The organism is Gordonibacter sp. RACS_AR49, from assembly GCF_030418435.1.
Taxonomy (GTDB): Bacteria; Actinomycetota; Coriobacteriia; order Coriobacteriales; family Eggerthellaceae; genus Gordonibacter; species Gordonibacter urolithinfaciens.
This window is the reverse complement of record NZ_JAIUDM010000008.1, coordinates 47,077-63,332: the sequence shown is the minus strand read 5'-3', so window position 1 is coordinate 63,332 and position 16,256 is coordinate 47,077. Positions and strand designations below refer to the sequence as shown.

The 16,256-nt window shown below is 68.9% G+C and carries 10 protein-coding genes; 4 read left to right on the top strand and 6 right to left on the bottom strand.

Annotated elements, in window-relative coordinates:
- Positions 1-65 precede the first annotated feature (65 nt).
- The gene (locus LB310_RS12300) at positions 66-1,724 is read left to right on the top strand and encodes a hypothetical protein (RefSeq protein WP_301155114.1); all 1,659 of its coding nucleotides are present in this window, start codon (positions 66-68) and stop codon (positions 1,722-1,724) included.
- Positions 1,725-1,781: 57 nt separating this feature from the next.
- On the opposite strand, the gene LB310_RS12295 is transcribed toward LB310_RS12300, so the two are convergent.
- Genes LB310_RS12295 through LB310_RS12285 form a run of 3 tightly spaced genes read right to left on the bottom strand, consistent with a single transcriptional unit; the run spans position 1,782 to position 4,641 of the window.
- Entirely contained in the window at positions 1,782-2,840 is a 1,059-nt protein-coding gene (locus LB310_RS12295; protein ID WP_087189835.1) for a nucleoid-associated protein, read from the bottom strand.
- Positions 2,837-3,763, bottom strand: a complete 927-nt coding sequence (murB, locus tag LB310_RS12290) for a UDP-N-acetylmuramate dehydrogenase (RefSeq protein ID WP_238386188.1) — start codon at positions 3,761-3,763, stop codon at positions 2,837-2,839. The genes LB310_RS12295 and murB overlap by 4 nt, the downstream gene beginning before the upstream one ends.
- A gap of 23 nt (positions 3,764-3,786) precedes the next feature.
- Complete coding sequence (locus LB310_RS12285; RefSeq protein WP_157006801.1) at positions 3,787-4,641, bottom strand: type III pantothenate kinase; 855 nt, start codon at positions 4,639-4,641, stop codon at positions 3,787-3,789.
- Between the two features lie 176 nt (positions 4,642-4,817).
- On the opposite strand from LB310_RS12285, the gene LB310_RS12280 reads away from it, so the two are divergent.
- Positions 4,818-6,539 carry an OPT/YSL family transporter gene (locus LB310_RS12280; protein ID WP_301155113.1) on the top strand — a complete coding sequence of 574 codons (1,722 nt, stop codon included), beginning with the start codon at positions 4,818-4,820 and terminating at the stop codon, positions 6,537-6,539.
- Positions 6,540-6,673: 134 nt separating this feature from the next.
- On the top strand, positions 6,674-7,033 hold the full coding sequence (locus LB310_RS12275; RefSeq protein ID WP_202914309.1) for a hypothetical protein: 360 nt from the start codon (positions 6,674-6,676) through the stop codon (positions 7,031-7,033).
- A 29-nt stretch (positions 7,034-7,062) separates the two neighbouring features.
- Here the strand turns inward: LB310_RS12275 and LB310_RS12270 are convergent, their stop codons facing one another.
- Positions 7,063-8,085: a glycosyltransferase family A protein gene (locus LB310_RS12270; protein WP_087189838.1), complete on the bottom strand. Its 1,023-nt coding sequence runs from the start codon at positions 8,083-8,085 to the stop codon at positions 7,063-7,065.
- Positions 8,086-8,089: 4 nt separating this feature from the next.
- The gene (gene glf, locus LB310_RS12265; protein ID WP_301155112.1) at positions 8,090-9,304 is read right to left on the bottom strand and encodes a UDP-galactopyranose mutase; all 1,215 of its coding nucleotides are present in this window, start codon (positions 9,302-9,304) and stop codon (positions 8,090-8,092) included.
- Between the two features lie 188 nt (positions 9,305-9,492).
- On the opposite strand from glf, the gene pta reads away from it, so the two are divergent.
- The gene (gene pta / locus LB310_RS12260) at positions 9,493-10,488 is read left to right on the top strand and encodes a phosphate acetyltransferase (RefSeq protein ID WP_123673562.1); all 996 of its coding nucleotides are present in this window, start codon (positions 9,493-9,495) and stop codon (positions 10,486-10,488) included.
- Between the two features lie 23 nt (positions 10,489-10,511).
- On the opposite strand, the gene LB310_RS12255 is transcribed toward pta, so the two are convergent.
- Positions 10,512-16,208, bottom strand: coding sequence for a leucine-rich repeat protein (locus LB310_RS12255; protein WP_301155111.1), 5,697 nt, complete (start codon positions 16,206-16,208; stop codon positions 10,512-10,514).
- Positions 16,209-16,256 lie beyond the last annotated feature (48 nt).

The following is a 16,256-nucleotide window of genomic DNA, read 5'->3' as shown; positions in this document are numbered from 1 at the left end:
ATGTTAAGATGGTTGCCGGCGCCTCGGAACGGGGTGGCATAGGCGCTTTGCGCAAGGAGGAACGCATGCTCGACTTGAACCGCACCATGTTCTACAAGACGGAGTTCGATATCTTGGCGCCGAAGGGGCAAGACGCCCTCTGGTCCGTCGTCCTGAAGATCCGCGGATGGATCGCCGACAAGGCGCGCAGATCGTCGTACCGCTTCCCTTGCGACAACGCCACCTGGACCTCCCTCAAGAACGGGGCTCGTGCCAAGGCCGAGGGGGCGGACGTGGAGATGTACTCGTCGCTCCATATCGAAGAGGGCGTGTACACATGGGCATGCCGGTTTGCGGAGAACGTCGATCTCAAGGACGGCAGCGCTCCCCGCCAGTGGCTCACCGAGGTCGGGTTCAAGGGACGCAGCCTCGAGGAGGGCACCTTCTCCCTCGTTTTGTCGTATAGCGACCGGGCGGGCTTCATCGGCCCTCTGCAGGCCGTGCCGGGCCGCAGCATCCCGAAGCTCGTCGACTACCTCCTGAAAGACGACGCGCTGGACTGCACCGTGTCGGGCATCAATGTCAAGTCCGGCCCCGTCGAAGTAGGGTCGGAGAACGCGCAGGAGATGCTCGGCATCATCGTGAACACCGACCGCGGCATACCCGTCGTGTTCGCCAGCCCGGGCACTCTCGGGCAACCGCTCGTCGACCCGCACGAACTCCACCGGGCGCTGGGACCGAACGCGTTGGTGTGCTACGCAACGGGCCTCCAAGCAGCAGAGGCAATGAACAGCCTGCTCGAGCCCCTACGCCTTGCCTGCTTCGGTGGCGCGGTCCGTGTCTACGCAACGCAGCCGCGCGTAGACGAGCCTCTTGACCACGCGCGCCATCGGTTCGTCGCCGCTTCCATCATCCGCGAGCACGGCGAGGACTACGTGGTCGACATGCTGAGACGCGCGCTCGCCCAAGACGTCCACTTCTGGCAGAGCATGCTGCGTGTCGACGACGTCAAGCACCTCAACCGGGAATCCGTGCGCGAACGACGCATCGCCGAGCTCAAGCGCCGCTTCCAGGACGAGGCCCTCGAGGAGATGCTGTCCGCCGAGGAGGCAACCGAGGCCCTTAAGCAGGAGAGCGATCTGGCCAGGGAAGAGAACAGCCAGCTTAGGGAGGAGGTCCACAACCTTCGGGCCCGCTGCCAAAGCTACGAGGCCGCCTTCGCCGGCGCGTCCGCGTCGGATGGCGAAGGACGGCTTGCCGAGATCGTCCGCGCCGCACGGCGCCTCCCCCCGGCCACGGCGGAGGAAACCGCCCGACTCGCCGTCGCGGCGTTCCCCGACCGGATAGACTTCACGGAACGCGGATGGGACTCGTGCGGCGAGTGCCGCACGGACTCCGCCGTCTTGTGGGCCGCCATCCACGACATGTGCACTATCCTGCACCCGCTCTACGCCGGCAGCGAGAGCGTGGACATGGCGCGCGAGTTCAACAGCCGCTCCACCTTCTCGCTGGCACGCGGCGAGGGCCGCATGACCCGCAAGAGCCCGAAGACCATGGCATCGCGCAAGGACGTGTACCAGGGGCGCGACATCTTCATCGAGCCCCACGTCAAGTCGAGCACCGGGAACCAGAAGGACCCGAGCTTCGTCCGCATCTACTTCGACTGGGACGAGGCCAGCGGAAAGCTGGTGGTGGGCGATTGCGGCGGGCACCTCGAGAACCACTCCACGCGGTCCGTGCGGTAAGGCCGCCTGTCGCACTACGGCGTGCGACAGGCGGCCTACCTTCACCGGGGCGTCCCCTCAGCGGTTCTCTATGCTGCCGATGTTCTTGAGCTCGATGTTGATGAGGCCGTTCGGGCCGCTCACGAACTCGATGAACTCGGGGTTCTCGCCGAGCTCCGCGGGGAAGGTTATGTCGATGCCCGTGTCGGTGCGTATCTTATGGCTCCTCGCCACGCGCTTGGCCACGTTCTTCTCCACCACCACGCGCTCGGGAAGGGCCTCCTCGGCAAGCGCCTCCTCGAAACGGCGCTGCAGGGGCTCGTCTTCGAACACCTCCTCGCCGAGATCCCACGGGGCCAGCTCGTCGGATTCGGCAGCGTTCTCCGCCACGTAGGCCTTCGCCTTCGAGAGCGCCACGGTCGAGTTGGCGCCGTACTCCTCGGCCACCTCCTCCACCAGGCGCGTCACCGTGTCGAACACCTCCTTGCTCGAAGCCTCCATAGAGCATTGCAGAAGGCCGTCGGGGATGAGCCAGCGCCGCTCGCCCGCGATCTCGCGTTCCTTGTCGCAGAACGACACGCCGAGCGTCTTGGACTCGACCACCGCGAACGACGCCACCTTCTGCGATGGGTTCGGCAGGATGGCATGGTGGCGCGCCACGTCCACGCGCTGCGCGCCGCTCTCGCCGTAGCCCACCTCGTGCATGTAGGCTTGCCGGCTCTCCAGCAGCATGAACGCGAAGTAGCGCTTGCCCCGGGCCTCGTAGGCGGCAGCGGCCTCCTCGTCGTCCATCGCGCGCACCGTGGTGTCGGGATCGTCCTCGAAGTCGAGCACCAGGAGGTCGGCCGACTCAGACTTCTCCATGCGCCCCAGCTCGCCGGCGATGAACTCGGCTACCTGGACGGACAGCCCCACGAAGTCGCGCTGCCCGCGGAAGTAGGCGCGCAGCTCCTCGGCGAAGAGGCTGTCCTCGGCGAACTCGCCGCGCTTGGCGTCCATGTTGCCGAGCGCCTTCTTCGCGTGGCTCGTCACGTAGCGCTTGGCGTTCTTGCTGGCCAGGTCCAGCTCCTCCTGGGCGTACACGTTCACGCACGACACGAAGTCGAAGACGTGCAGGATGGCATGGTTTATCTTCATGAACGGCTTACCTCTTCCTCTTTCTCTTCCTCGAACCCCCACAGGCGCACCTCGGGCACGAGCTCCACGCCCGCGCTCTCGCGCACGCGCGCCTGCACGTGGGCGATGAGCCGCCGCACGTCGGCAGCCGTCGCGCCGCCCGCGTTCACCACGAAGCCCGTGTGCTTCTCGGACACCTGCGCGCCGCCCACGCGGTAGCCGCGCAGGCCCGCCTCCTGCACGAGCTGTCCCACGAAGCATCCCTCGGGGCGCTTGAACGTGCTGCCGGCGCTGGGCAGTTCGAGCGGCTGTTTCTCGGCACGGCGGCGCGCGAGGTCGTCCATGCGCGCCTGGACGGCAGCCGGGTCGTCCCGGCGCAGGACCAGCGTGGCGGCCAGCACCACGTAGCCCGCGCCATCCATCATGGAGTGGCGATACGACCATTCCGCCCGCTCGGCGTCCACTTCCTCCACGCTGCCGTCGGGGGCCAGGCAGCGCACCGAGGCGCACACGTCCTTGAACTCGCCGCCGTAGGCGCCCGCGTTCATGATGGCGGCTCCCCCCACCGTGCCCGGGATGCCGCTGGCGAACTCGTAGCCCGCGAGCCCTGCCGCGCACGCGGCGCGGGCGACATCGGCGTTCGAGCATCCCGCCTGCGCGCGCACCGTCTCGCCGTCCAGCTGCAGCGCCGAGAGGTTCTCCGCCAACCGCATCACCACGCCGCGCACGCCCTCGTCGGCCGCCAGCACGTCGCTGCCCAGCCCCAGCACCCGGAAGCGCGCACCCGCCCGGCGGCAGGCCGCCGCCACGGCGCACGCCTCGTCCTCGGTGCGTGGCTCCACGCAGCACTCGGCGGGGCCGCCGATGCGAAACGTCGTCATCTCCGCCAAGGGCGCGCCGCAATGCACGCCCTCCACGCCCACGATGCCGCGCAACTGCTCCAGGAGCGCTTCGTCCACCACCGCGCTCACCTCCTCCGGTTCAGCTCGTAGAGGCGCCGCAGGCCGCGCAGCGTGAGCGTGTCGTCGGCCCGCGCCTCGTGGCGCAGCAGCGCTGCCATGGCGGTCGCGTCCGCGCCCGTCACCACCACCGGCGCCTCGCAGCCGAGCTCGCTTAGCACCAGGTCCACCAGCCCGTCGATGCGCGCGACCTCGCCCATGACCACGCCGGCCTGCATGGCCTCGCGCGTGGACGTGCCGATGACGGACGCCGGCGCCTTCAGCTCCACGCGCGGCAGGCGCGCGGCAGCCTGCGCGAGCGCCTTCGCGCCCAGCGCCAGCCCCGGCGCGATGATGCCGCCCACGAACGTGCCCTCGGCGTCCAGCACCTCGAAGTTCGTCGTCGTGCCCAGGTCCACCACCACGAGAGGCCCGCCGTAGTCGGCCAGTGCGGCCGCCAGGTCGGCCACGCGGTCGGGACCCACCTCGGCGGGGTCGCGGTAGCGCATCCTGATGCCCGTCTTCAGGCCGGGGCCCACCACGAGTGTCCGGCGGCCGCACTCCGCGTGCAGGGCGCGCGCCCACACGTCCACGAGGTCGGGAACGACGCACGAGAGAATGGAGCCGGCCGGCCGAAACGCGGCCGTTGCAGCGGCCGCATCCCCCTCCCCGGCACCCTTGCGGCGCGCGAGCGCATCGAGGAAGCCCGTCACCACGAGGCGCGCCTCGTCGGACGTGCACCGCTCCGGCGTGGTGGCCTCCCATGTCGCCACGAGCTCTCCGCCGTCGAACAGCCCCAGCCGCGTGACGGTGTTCCCCACGTCGACCGCCAGCAGGCCGTCGGCCCACTTGTCGCCGGCCGCCTCCCGCACATCCGTTCCCATGATGTTGCCTCGCCTTCCGCGCCTGCACGCCCGTCGGGCCGCGCTGCGTCCTTTTTACCCGATACTGCGAAATTGACGATGCTCTCCGTCGCTCGCTCCGATTATACTGTACCCGTCTCATCAGTAACCCGACTTCCCGAAGAGAGGGGAAGCGGATATACGAGAAGGAGCGGAACATGCAAGCCTTGAAGGGGCAGTTGACCCTGCGCGGCGTCGCCATCGGGTGCGTCGGCTGCGCGATCATCACCGCGGCATCGGCCTACACGGCCCTCAAGATGGGAGCGCTTCCCTGGCCCATCATCTTCGCCGCCATCATCTCCCTGTTCTTCCTGAAGGCCCTCGGGCGCACGAACCTGAACGAGGCGAACGTCACGCACACGGTCATGTCGGCCGGCGCCATGGTGGCGGGCGGGCTGGCGTTCACCATCCCCGGCGCCTGGATGCTCGGGCACGCCGCGGAGATCGACTGGTGGCAGATGCTGGCCGTGGCACTGGCAGGCGTAGTGCTGGGCCTCGTGTGCACGGCCCTGCTGCGCCGACACTTCATCGAGGACGCGGAGCTTGAGTACCCCATCGGCCAGGCGGCCGCGCAGACGCTCGTCGCGGGCGACTCCGGCGGCTCCACCGGCAAGAAGCTGTTCGGCGCCATGGGGCTTGCGGGCCTGTTCACGGCGTTGCGGGACGGGCTGGGCGCCATCCCCGCCCTGCTGTTCGGCAACGTGGCCCTGCCGGGCGTGGCGTTCGGGGTGTACCTCTCCCCCATGCTCCTTGCCGTGGGCTTCCTCGTAGGCACCGGCGCGGTGGCCGTGTGGTTCGCCGGCGCGCTCATCGGCAACTTCGGCATCATCGTGGGCGGAACCGCGGCAGGGCTTTGGGACACGGCCGGGGCGCAGGGCATCGTGTCGAGCCTGGGAATGGGCGTCATGATGGGCTGCGGCGTGGGCATCATCGCGAAGAACATCCTGCCGAAGGCCGTCTCGCTGCTCAAGGACACGCGCGGCTCGGTGGCCGTGAACCTCGGGAATGCCGGATCTCCGGCCTCCGTCGCCGGTGAGGCGCCTGGAAGCCCGGCCACCCGCCGCCAGCGGCGCCTCACCGCAGGGCTCGCGGCGCTGGCCGTGGCCGCCGTGGCGTTGCTTTTGTGCTTCGCACTGGGGCTGGGCGCGCTGCCGAGCGTCGTCGTGGTGCTGCTCGCGTTCGTGACCTGCGCCATGAGCGCCCAGAGCGTGGGCCAGACCGGCATCGACCCCATGGAGATCTTCGGCCTCATCGTGCTCTTGGTCGTGGCCGCGTTCGCCGACGTGGCGCAGGTGCAGCTCTTCTTCGTGGCCGGCGTGGTGGCCGTGGCGTGCGGCCTGGCAGGCGACGTCATGAACGACTTCAAGGCGGGCCACGTGCTGGGCACGGACCCGCGGGCACAGTGGATCGGGCAGGCCGTGGGAGGCGTGCTGGGCGCCGTGGTGGCCGTGGCCGTCATGGCCGTGCTCCTGGCCGCCTACGGGCCCGACGCGTTCGGCCTGCAGGGCACGTTCGTGGCGGCGCAGGCGTCCGTCGTGGCCACCATGGTGGCGGGCATCCCCTCCGTGCCGGCGTTCCTTGCCGGCCTGGCCGTCGGCTTCGCGCTCTACCTGCTGGGCGCGCCGGCCATGATGCTGGGCCTGGGCATCTACCTGCCGTTCTACATGTCGCTCACCGCGTTCCTCGGCGCCATGGCGAAGATGGCCTACGATGCCGTGTGCACGCGACGACGCGCGCTGCTGCCGCCCGACGAGGTAGCAGCGAAGCGCAAGGCGCAGGAAGAGACGGGTCTCGTGGTGGCGAGCGGCCTTCTGGGTGGCGAGTCGGTCGTGGGCGTGGTCATAGCCCTGGCCGCCGTCGTGGCCGGATTGGGGGCGTAAAGGGCGCCTCTCCCGCCCGGGCCCCGGCCCGGGAAGGGCGGCTTCGTGGTACCATGGCCAGGACGGGCGCGGCGCGGGACGCGCATCGGCCGACCTCGCAACCGCCCGTCCCGCCCAACCTTCGGAGGTTTCCCATGGAACTCATCGTCACCCTGTGTGCGGCGCTGTCCGCCGGCACGGTGTTCGGCGTCGTCGCCGGCGGAGTGAAGTACCGCCTGCACCGCAAGCGGAGCTATTCCGAAAAGCAGGTGGCCGCCTACCAGCATCTGTGGAGGAAGGGCTCCACCCTCATGCGGTTCGCCACGGGCACCGTCCTCGCCCTCGGGCTCATCTGGTGCACCGGCTTCCTCGTCGTCGGCGCGCTCTACCCCGACCAGACCGACTACGCGAACAACATGGCGGAGCTCATCGTGTGCGTGCTCACCGTCGTCTCCATCATCTTCGCCTTTTACGAGTTCGTCCGCCGGAAGCAGCCCCGCGCGCCCCGGGGATAGGGGAAGGCGGCCCGCGGGCCGCCTTCCTGCTAATTGAACTTGAATATCTTCTGGGCCATACGGTAGCCGGTGATGCCTATCTTGCGGCCGAGCCCGGTGGGCAGGTTCGTGCCCATGTTCAACACGCTGCGGCGGATGCGCCGGTACACCTCGGGGTTCTTCTCCTTGAGGTAGTCCCAAATGCCCTCGCGCTTGTCCTCGGCCTCGTCGGTGCCTATCATGCGCAGGAAGATGGAGCAGATGCACATCATCATGGACAGGTAGTTCTCCATGTAGCGTTCCAGGCGCTTCTCGGGCACCGCGTCGGGCAGGAGCACCGCGTCGATCATGAGGCGCGTCACGCGCAGCTGCTGGTCGATGCGGCCCTTCATGACGCTCTCGTTCACGCTCTGGTCCTCGCGGCCTATGTAGTAGCGGTACATGTCCACGTCGCGGTAGTAGATGGTGCGCACGTGCGGCAGCGGCACGTACACGAATATGTTGTCCACGTAGAACGTGTGCTTGGGCAGCTCCAGACCCATGTCGCGCAGGAGCTCGGTGCGGTAGACCACCGAGTGCATGAGCAGGTACTGGCTCTGGCCGAAGTGCCCCACCTCGTCCCAGCCGAACTCGCGTCCCTCGGGGAACACGTTGCGGTAGTGCATGACGGTGCGCGAGCCCTCGGACACCTTCTCGTACACGTAGTTGCCGATCACGAGGTCCGTGGCGTCCTCGAGCTCGTTCTGGCGGCGCAGGTAGGCCATGATCTCGCGCATGGCGGCCTCGTCGAGCCAGTCGTCGGAATCCACCACCTTGAAGTAGCGCCCCGTGGCGTTGGCCAGGCCCGTGTTCACGGCCTGTCCGTGCCCGCCGTTCTCCTGATGCACGGCCTTGATGATGCCGGGGTGCCTCTCCGCCCACGCATCGGCCTTGGCCGCGGTGTCGTCCTTCGTCGATCCGTCGTCCACGACGATGATCTCTATGTCGTCGCCGCACTTCAGGATGGACTCGATGCACGCGTCCATGTAATCGGCCGAGTTGTAGCACGGCACGGCGAAGGAGATGGTCTTCACGGCGCTACCCCACCAGCTCGTCTGCCAGCGCCAGCGCGCGCCCGATGATGACGTCCATGTTGTAGTAGCGGTACTCGGCCAAACGGCCCAGCGGGTGGAAGTTCGGCAGCGGCTTCGTCAGCGCGCGGTAGCGCTCGTAGTGCGCGGCGTTCTCGTCGTTGATGATGGCGTAGTAAGGCGTCTGCGTCTTGGGGTCGTCGTAGGAGTGGCTGTACTCCTTCATGATGGTGGTCTTTCCGGCCTCCTGGCCCGTGAGGTACTTGAACTCCGTGATGCGCGTGTAGTCCTCGGTCACGGTGAAGTTCACCGTGCCGCAGGGCAGCACGTGCTCGGCGTCGTGCGTCTCGTACACGAAGTCCAGGCTGCGGTACGGCAGGCGGCCGAAGCGCGACAGGAAGAGCTCGTCCAGCGGCCCGGTGTAGACGATGGGCCCCGTGAACGGACGGTCCTTGACGTTGATGGCGGACAGGGGCGCGTCCTCGTCATCGCTCTCGAACTCCAGGTCGAACACGCTTTCGGCCTCCACACCCAGGCACACCTGGATGTTCTCGTGGTCGAGCATGCGCTCGAACAGCGGGGTGTAGCCGTGGAGGGGCATGCCCTGGAACGCGTCCTGGAAGTAGCGGTTGTCACGCGACACGAACACGGGCACGCGCGCCGTGACGGAGGGATCCACCTCCTCGGGCGTGAGGCCCCACTGCTTCTGCGTGTAGTAGAGGAACACGTTCTTGTAGACGAAGTCGGCGATCTCGGAGAGCTCCGGGTCGTCCTGGGCGCGCAGCTCGGTGATGGTTACCTTGCGCTCGTCTCCGAACGTGTCGACGAGCTTCTCCGTGAGGCGCGCCGCCTTCTCCTCGCCGAAGGCGATCTCCATGGAGTTCTTGTTGAACGGCACGGGCAGGTAGGTGCCGTACCAGTCGGCCAGGACCTCGTGCTGGTAGTCGCGCCACTCGGTGAAGCGGCGCACGTAGTCGAAGGCGCGCTCGTCGTTGGTGTGGAAGATATGCGGCCCGTAGCGGTGCACGAGGATGCCGGCCTCGTCGGCCTCGTCGTACATGTTGCCGCCGATATGCGGGCGCTTCTCCACCACGAGCACGCGCTTGCCGCCGCGCTCGGCCAGCTCGCGTGCCATGACGCCGCCCGCGAACCCGCTTCCCACGACGAGGGCGTCCACCTCGTCGATGTCGACGTCCTTGAAATCGCAGTACTGCACACCCATGGGGCACCTTCCTTTAGTCTCTATACCAGCGGTAGGGCCTCTCCCGGCCCGAAGTATGCGCATATTGCACCGAGAAGCCAGTTTACCGAAAAACGCAGCCCGCGGGCACGCTATCATACAACCATCGTTTTTTTTCGCATGCCTTCCGTCGTGCGAGCTCCGATAGTATACGCGAAAGGATAGTGCCGATGAGTGCATTTCTTGATTCCATGCTGGCCCGCGCCAAGGACGACCTGCAGACGATCGTGCTTCCCGAGGGCGACGACGAGCGCATGCTGCAGGCGGCCGAGCGCATCTTGGCCGAAGGGGTGGCGAACCTCGTCATCTTGGGCGATGCCGCAGCCATCGAGGCGAGCCCCTACGCGCTGGACGGCGCGCGCATCGTGGACGTGCGCACGGCCGAGGAGCGCGCCGAGTTCGCCGCAGCCCTCTACGAGCTGCGGCGCCACAAGGGCCTGACGCCCGAGCAGGCCGAGGCCCTCATGGACGACGTGCTGTACTTCGGCGTGATGATGGTGAAGCAGGGGCTGGCCGACGGCATGGTGGCCGGCGCCTGCCACGCCACCGGCGACGTGCTGCGCCCGAGCCTGCAGATACTCAAGACCGCGCCCGGCGTGAAGCTGGTCAGCTCGTTCTTCGTCATGTGCGTGCCCGACTGCGACTTAGGCGCGCACGGCACGTTCCTTTTCTCCGACTGCGGCCTGGAGGTGCAGCCCGACAGCGAGAAGCTGGCGCACATCGCCGTGAACTCCGCGAAGTCGTGGGAAACCCTCATGGGCGAGGAGGCCCGCGTGGCGTTGCTGTCGCATTCGACCCATGGTTCGGCCAAGAACGCCGATGCCGCCAAGGTGGTGGAGGCGACCGAGATCGCGCGGGAGCTGGCGCCCCATCTGGCGCTGGACGGCGAGCTGCAGCTCGACGCGGCCATCATCGGCTCCGTGGGCGCGTCGAAGGCGCCCGGCTCCCCCGTGGCCGGCCGTGCGAACGTGCTCGTGTTCCCCGACCTGGACGCCGGCAACATCGGCTACAAGCTCGTGCAGCGCCTGGCCCGCGCCGAGGCGTACGGCCCCGTCACCCAGGGCATCGCCGCGCCGGTGAACGACCTGTCGCGCGGCTGCTCCGCCGACGACATCGTGGGCGTCATCGCCATCACCTGCGTGCAGGCCCAGGCCAACCGGGCGTAGCAACGGCGGAGCGACGGTGCTGCTCACAGCGTCGCGAAGGTGAAGGACACCTCGGCGAAATCCAGCGGGCCGCCGGACAGGAACGCGAGGGGCTCGTCGGCGGGGATGTCCAGGCCGAAGTCGGCGCGCAACACCGACGGCACGTCGGCCGAGACCCGGGTCGGCACCACGAAGTCGGGCGCGTAGCCGGGCGTGCACGTCCACGCGCCGCCGTCCACCGGCAGTGCCACCGACGCGGGCGGCGACGCGCTCACGTCCCCGCCGTCCCGCTGCTCCGTGAACGTGAGGCGCACGCGCGAGCCGCCCGCGGGGAACAGGCGCGACAGCGCGCCCGGCGCGGCCGTGCTCGTGATGGACGCGATGCGCACGGGCTGCAAGCTGGTCGACTCGATGCGGAACGCCCGCTCGCCGCCCTCGGCCGTCACGGCGCCCGAAGCGTCGATGCCGATCACGGGCGAGGCCACGGGCACCGTCACTCGCACCGGGTCGACCGCCTGCCATCCGGCGTAGAGCACCACGTCGTAGGGCGGCATGACGTCCGCGTCGAAGTCCCAGCGCGCCGTGGCGGCCGCGTCGCGGTACCAGCCGGTGAACATATAGTCCTCGCGCGTGGGCGGCGGATCGGGAGCCGTGAGCTTCGTGCCGTAGGCGAGGTTCGTCTTTGCCGGCTCCTCCGTCGCGCTGGGATTGTTTTCATCGAACGTCACCTTGTAGGACGTCTGCACGCGCCCCACGTTCTTAAAGCCGGCGTCCGTCCACACCTTCGCCCGCGTGTCGAAGTCGGCCGTGTCGGGCAGCACCACGTAGGCTGTGTCCTTGATCTCCAGCTTGAACGAGTTGAGCTTGTTGATGGTCGTCACAGGCCCCGCCGCGAAAATGGTCTCAAGCGGGCACCCGAAGAACGCGTTGTCCGGCACCACCGTGATGCCCGCACCCAGCGACGCAACCTTGAGCGCCAAGCTCAACGAGAACGCGCCCTCCCCCAGCGTCGTCACCGCGTCGGGCAGCTCGGCGGCCTGCAGGTTGGGGCACCCCGCGAACGCGTACTTCCCCACCGATTGCAGCGACGACGGCAGCCGCACGGCCGAGAACGCGCAGCCGTAGAACACCAAGTCCCCGATGGACGTGAGCGCGGCGTCCTTCGCGAACCCCACCTTCGCGAGCGACCCGCAGCCCGAGAACGCGTCGTTCGGCACGGCCGAAAGCCCCTTCGGCAGCGCGATCTCCCGCAGCGCCGAGCACCGCTCGAACACCCCCGCCCCCAGCTCAACGAGCGAGGAAGGCGCCGCGAACTCCGCCCGCTCGAGCGACGTGCAGCCTTGGAACGCCCGCTCGCCCACCTTCGTCACCGACGCGGGCAGCGTGACACCCTCGAGCGCGGTGCACCCCTTGAAGGCCCGCGCGCCTACCTCGGTGATCGAGTCCGGCAGCTCGACGCCCCTCACGGCCAGCGCGCCCTCGAACCCGCCGTCGGCCACGCGCGTGACCGGGAACTCGCCCGCCAAGTCGAACGCATGGGTCTTCGGAACCCGCAGCACGGACACCGACTCGGCCCCCGGCGCGAGCGACACCTCCAGCGAGCCGCCGTCGATGAGCGTGTACGTGAACGGGAAGTCGGTCACCTGCGATCCCGAGGCGAACCACCGTGCGTACAGCGTGACGTCGTGCGCGGGCATGACGTGGGGATCAAGGCCGCTGTCGTTGTTGGGCCATAGATCCTCCCACACGTCCTTGTCGGAGTACCAGCCGCCGAAGACATGGCCTTCCCAAGCCTTCGGCGGGCCGATATACACCCGGCAACCGGCTTCGAGGGTCGAGAATTTGTTGTCGTGGGGAGCCCCGTTGACGTCGTTTACGAACGCGTAAGGACTGAGAACGGCGAACGTCCAACTTGACCACACGTTCTTCCACTTTGCAAGCTCCTCTGCGCTTGCCGCGTCTTCGACGCTTTCCCCGCGTAGACAAACTTCCAAGCGCGACGTCTCGACGCCATCAAGCGCCGTCTTGTCCACAGTAGTCACATCGCCATAGCATATGAGCTTGGAGAGCGCCGTGCATCCTTGGAAAGCGGAGGCCGGCACGACCGTGACGCCCTCTTTCGCCGCCGTGGCCGTGATGCTCCCGCCCAGCTTCGCGGACTCGAGCCGATCGCACCCCTTGAACGCGCCCGCGCCGAGTGACGTCACGCTGTAGGGCACTTCCACTTTGTCGAAAGCCCGGCACCCCTCGAAGGCGCGCTCCCCGATGGAGATCAGGCCGTTGGGCAGGGTGGGCACCGCCATGGCCGCGCAGCCGGAGAACGCGGCGGCGCCGATGGTCGCCATCTTGTCCGACAAGGGAGCTTCCTTGAGCTGGGAGCACCCCTCGAACGCCGACGCGCCTACCGTGGCGACGGCTCCGTTGGAGTACACGGTTGTGAGCGACGCGCACCCCTTGGCGAACGAGTCGGGGATGGCAGCGAGGTATTTCGAGAACGCGAGCGCCTTGAGCTTCACGCACCCCTCGTAGCACGACGCCCCGCAGGAGGTGAGCTGTGACTCGCCCACGTCGAGGTTCACCGAGGCCAGCTCGGCGCAGTTCGCGAACGCCCATGCCCCGATAGCCGTCACCGACGAGGGTATCTGGAACGCCCGCAACCCCGACCCCTCGAACGCCGAGTCGCCGATCGTCTGGAGCGCACCGGGCTCGGCCACGGTCGCGCCCGCGAGCGCCGTGCAACCCTGGAACGCCCGTGCGCCGATGCTCTGGAGCGTGGAGGGCAGCGCGATGGAGGCGAGGTCCGCGTTGTCGCAGCCTGCGAAGGCCCCCGAGCGTATCTCGCGCACCGACTCCGGCACCGTGACCGAGCATAGGTTCTTTGCGTCCTTGAACGCGTCCTGCTCGATGACGGTGACGGCGAACCCGTCAACCCCGCCGAACGGGTGCGTGGCCGGGATGGCCGCGACCTCGATGGTGGCCGGGTCGGTGGCCCACACGGAGAGCTCCGTGTCCGAGACCTTGGAGAACGTCAGCCCGAGCTCAGGGTCGTCCTCGGTCGCAAGCCTGATTTCCTTGAAACGTGCGCCCCTGTATTGCAGCTTTCTCCACTCAGCAGCCCGCTGATCGAACGTGGCTCCGTCCACCACGCCGCCAGCCAGATACACGATTGCCGAGCTGATTCCATTGTAGTCACTGACGAAATCAGGGTGAAAATCAATTATATTCCCTAGCACAGTCAGCGTTATCCCTTTTCTTATAGTGTAAAACATATATCGGGGCATGTTGCGTATGCCGCGTCCGAAAGAGACGGATTGCAACCGCTGGCAATTCTGGAAATACATCGTCCCCCTCAATTCGCACGACCGCGTCACGGCGGAAGCATCGAACGAAACGAGCGATGTGCACTGCGAGAACACGTCGGTTCCGATGTACTCGATGTTCCGCGGCAGCTTGATGGACGTGAGAACTTCGTTGTCGCGGAAGGAGTGGTCTCCGATGCCCGTCACGGTGAAGGAGTAGCCGTCCTTCACAAGCGTCTCGGGTATCACGATATCCCCCGCCACGTCTTTGTTCGGCCCTGAAAGGCTGTCGCCGTATCCGTTTCCTTTCGTATAGACGGTTCCGGGAGTATCGTAGGTGGCGGCCGTCTTGACCGTATACCATACGCCCTGATTGTCTTGGAAATGGGTGCCTACGGCCGGCGGCGTAGCTACCTCCGTCGCCGCCGGTGCGCTCGCCAGCGAGGCGAAAACGTGGACGGGGAGCGGCAGGGGCTCCTCAGCTGCGGCTTCGGGGTCGACGGCCGTCACCGGGCGCTCGGCGCGGGCGAGCACGACGTCGCCCCAGGCGAGCGTGACGGCCACCGAGGCTTCGCCTGGGGCTTGGGCTCGCACGACGCCTTCCGCGTCCACTTCGAAGGCGGACGACGGACAATCGAACGTAAGCGCGCAGCTCTCCGGCACGTAGGCCGAGCCTCCCTCGAGCGCGCTCGCCTCGCCGCCCGGCGCTAGCTCGAGCGGCTCGGGCGCGAGCGCCACGCCGTAGGGGGCCAGGTGGTTGCCGCTCGCGGGCACGCCGACATTCCAGGCGTAGGCGCCGTCGTCGCGCCGGGGCACGAGCACCTCCACGCCCGCGCAGCCGTCGAGCGCGGCGGGGTCGGGTGCTGACACGTCGCCGAGCGCCACGATCCTCTCGAGGGCCGCGCAGCCGTCGAAGGCCGCCGCGCCCACCGAAGCCGTCGAGGCCGGCAGCGCGATGTCCGCGAGCGCCGTGCCCGCGAACGCCCGCGCGCCGATGGTCGCGAGGCCCTCGGGAAGCTCGACCCGCTCGAGCCGCGCGCAGCCCTCGAACGCGCCCTCGCCCACGACCTGCACCGACGCGGGCAGCGCGACCGCGACGATCCCCCGCCCCGCAAACGCCCGCGGGGCCACGGCCGTCACGCGGTAGGCCACGCCGTCTTTCTCGGCCGACGCGGGAACCTCGAGGCGCTCCGGCGGCTCGGCCTCTCCCCGCCACGACACGCTGGCCGTGCCGTCGTCGAGCAGCGTGAACGCGAAGCCCGCGTCCGCCTCACCGCCCTCGCCTGCCGTGCCTGTCCACGTGTCACCCGGGCGCGCGACCTCGGCGAAGCGCGCGAAGCCCGCGCGCTCCCAGGCCGTGCGCGCCTCCTGCACGTCCACGCCGGCCGGCAGCGCCACGGACGCGTTCTCGCGCACCTCGGGCGGCGCGGCCTCCGCGTCCACCTCGGCCACCGCTCCGCGCGGGGCGATGGTGCGCAGCGACGTGCAGCCCGCGAGCGCGCCGGCGGCCACGCTCTGCGTCTCCGCAGGCAGCGCCACGGCCGGGCCGGCGGCGGGCGGGCACGCGATGAGGGTCGTTCCATCGGCGTCGTACAGGAGGCCGCCGCGCGCGGAGTACGCCGCGCATTCGTCCGGCACGCTCACCGCCCCGAGCTTGGCGCAGGCCTTGAGCGCGCCTGCGGGCACGTCGTCCACCGCGGCGGGCAGCGCGAGCGTGCCCGCCTTGCCCTCCGGCACCGCGACGAGCGCGGTCAAATCCTTGTTGTAGAGCGCGCCGTCGAACGAGGCGTAGGCGGCGTTGCCCGCGTCCACCCGCACGGCGGCGAGCGTCGGGCAGCCCTCGAGGGCGCGCGGGTCGACGTCCTCGACGCCGGCGGGTAGGACGAGCTCCTCCACCCGCGAGCCGCGCAGGCCGCCCGCGGAGGCGCCCACGCCCGTCACGCGGTAGGAGTCGCCACCGCTCTCCACCGTCGCGGGCACCGCGAGCACGCCCTCGGGCGCGTCGCCCGCCCACCCCGCGAACGTGGCGGTAACGCCGTCGTTGTTGAGCGCGAAGGCCAGCCCGCCGCTCACGAGCGTGCCCACAGCCACGCGCGGCTCGTCGGCGGAAAGCGGCACGTCGGTGCGCGTCCGCGAGGCGTCCGCCCAGGCCGAAAGGCCGCCCTCGGGGGCTGCCGGCGCGGCGGGCTCCTCCGGCGCGGCGCCGGCGTCGGGCGCGGGGGCCTCCTCGGGAGCGGGCTGCGCGCCCTCGAGCGGCACGACCTCGGAGACGCGCTCGACCTGCGGGCCCTCGAGGGGCACGACCTCCGCGATGCGCTCCCCCGGCGCCGCCGGGGCCTCGTCAGCATGGGCGCAGGCGGGCGCGGCGGGCGGCCACGCGAGCGCCAGGCAGAGCGCGACGGCGAGAACCCGCTGAGAACGTGCCGTGATTCCCTCGCCCATATGTGCCTCCCCACTCGCTGCCTTCAGACGCGCCGAGCCGCGACGCTG

Bases quoted from the DNA above. Each gene is read 5' to 3' on its own strand.
- LB310_RS12280 (WP_301155113.1), top strand. From the start codon at position 4,818: ATGCAAGCCTTGAAGGGGCAGTTGACCCTGCGCGGCGTCGCCATCGGG.
- LB310_RS12285 (WP_157006801.1), bottom strand. From the start codon at position 4,641: ATGGGAACGGATGTGCGGGAGGCGGCCGGCGACAAGTGGGCCGACGGC.
- LB310_RS12300 (WP_301155114.1), top strand. From the start codon at position 66: ATGCTCGACTTGAACCGCACCATGTTCTACAAGACGGAGTTCGATATC.
- LB310_RS12295 (WP_087189835.1), bottom strand. From the start codon at position 2,840: ATGAAGATAAACCATGCCATCCTGCACGTCTTCGACTTCGTGTCGTGC.
- glf (WP_301155112.1), bottom strand. From the start codon at position 9,304: ATGGGTGTGCAGTACTGCGATTTCAAGGACGTCGACATCGACGAGGTG.
- LB310_RS12275 (WP_202914309.1), top strand. From the start codon at position 6,674: ATGGAACTCATCGTCACCCTGTGTGCGGCGCTGTCCGCCGGCACGGTG.
- pta (WP_123673562.1), top strand. From the start codon at position 9,493: ATGAGTGCATTTCTTGATTCCATGCTGGCCCGCGCCAAGGACGACCTG.
- LB310_RS12255 (WP_301155111.1), bottom strand. From the start codon at position 16,208: ATGGGCGAGGGAATCACGGCACGTTCTCAGCGGGTTCTCGCCGTCGCG.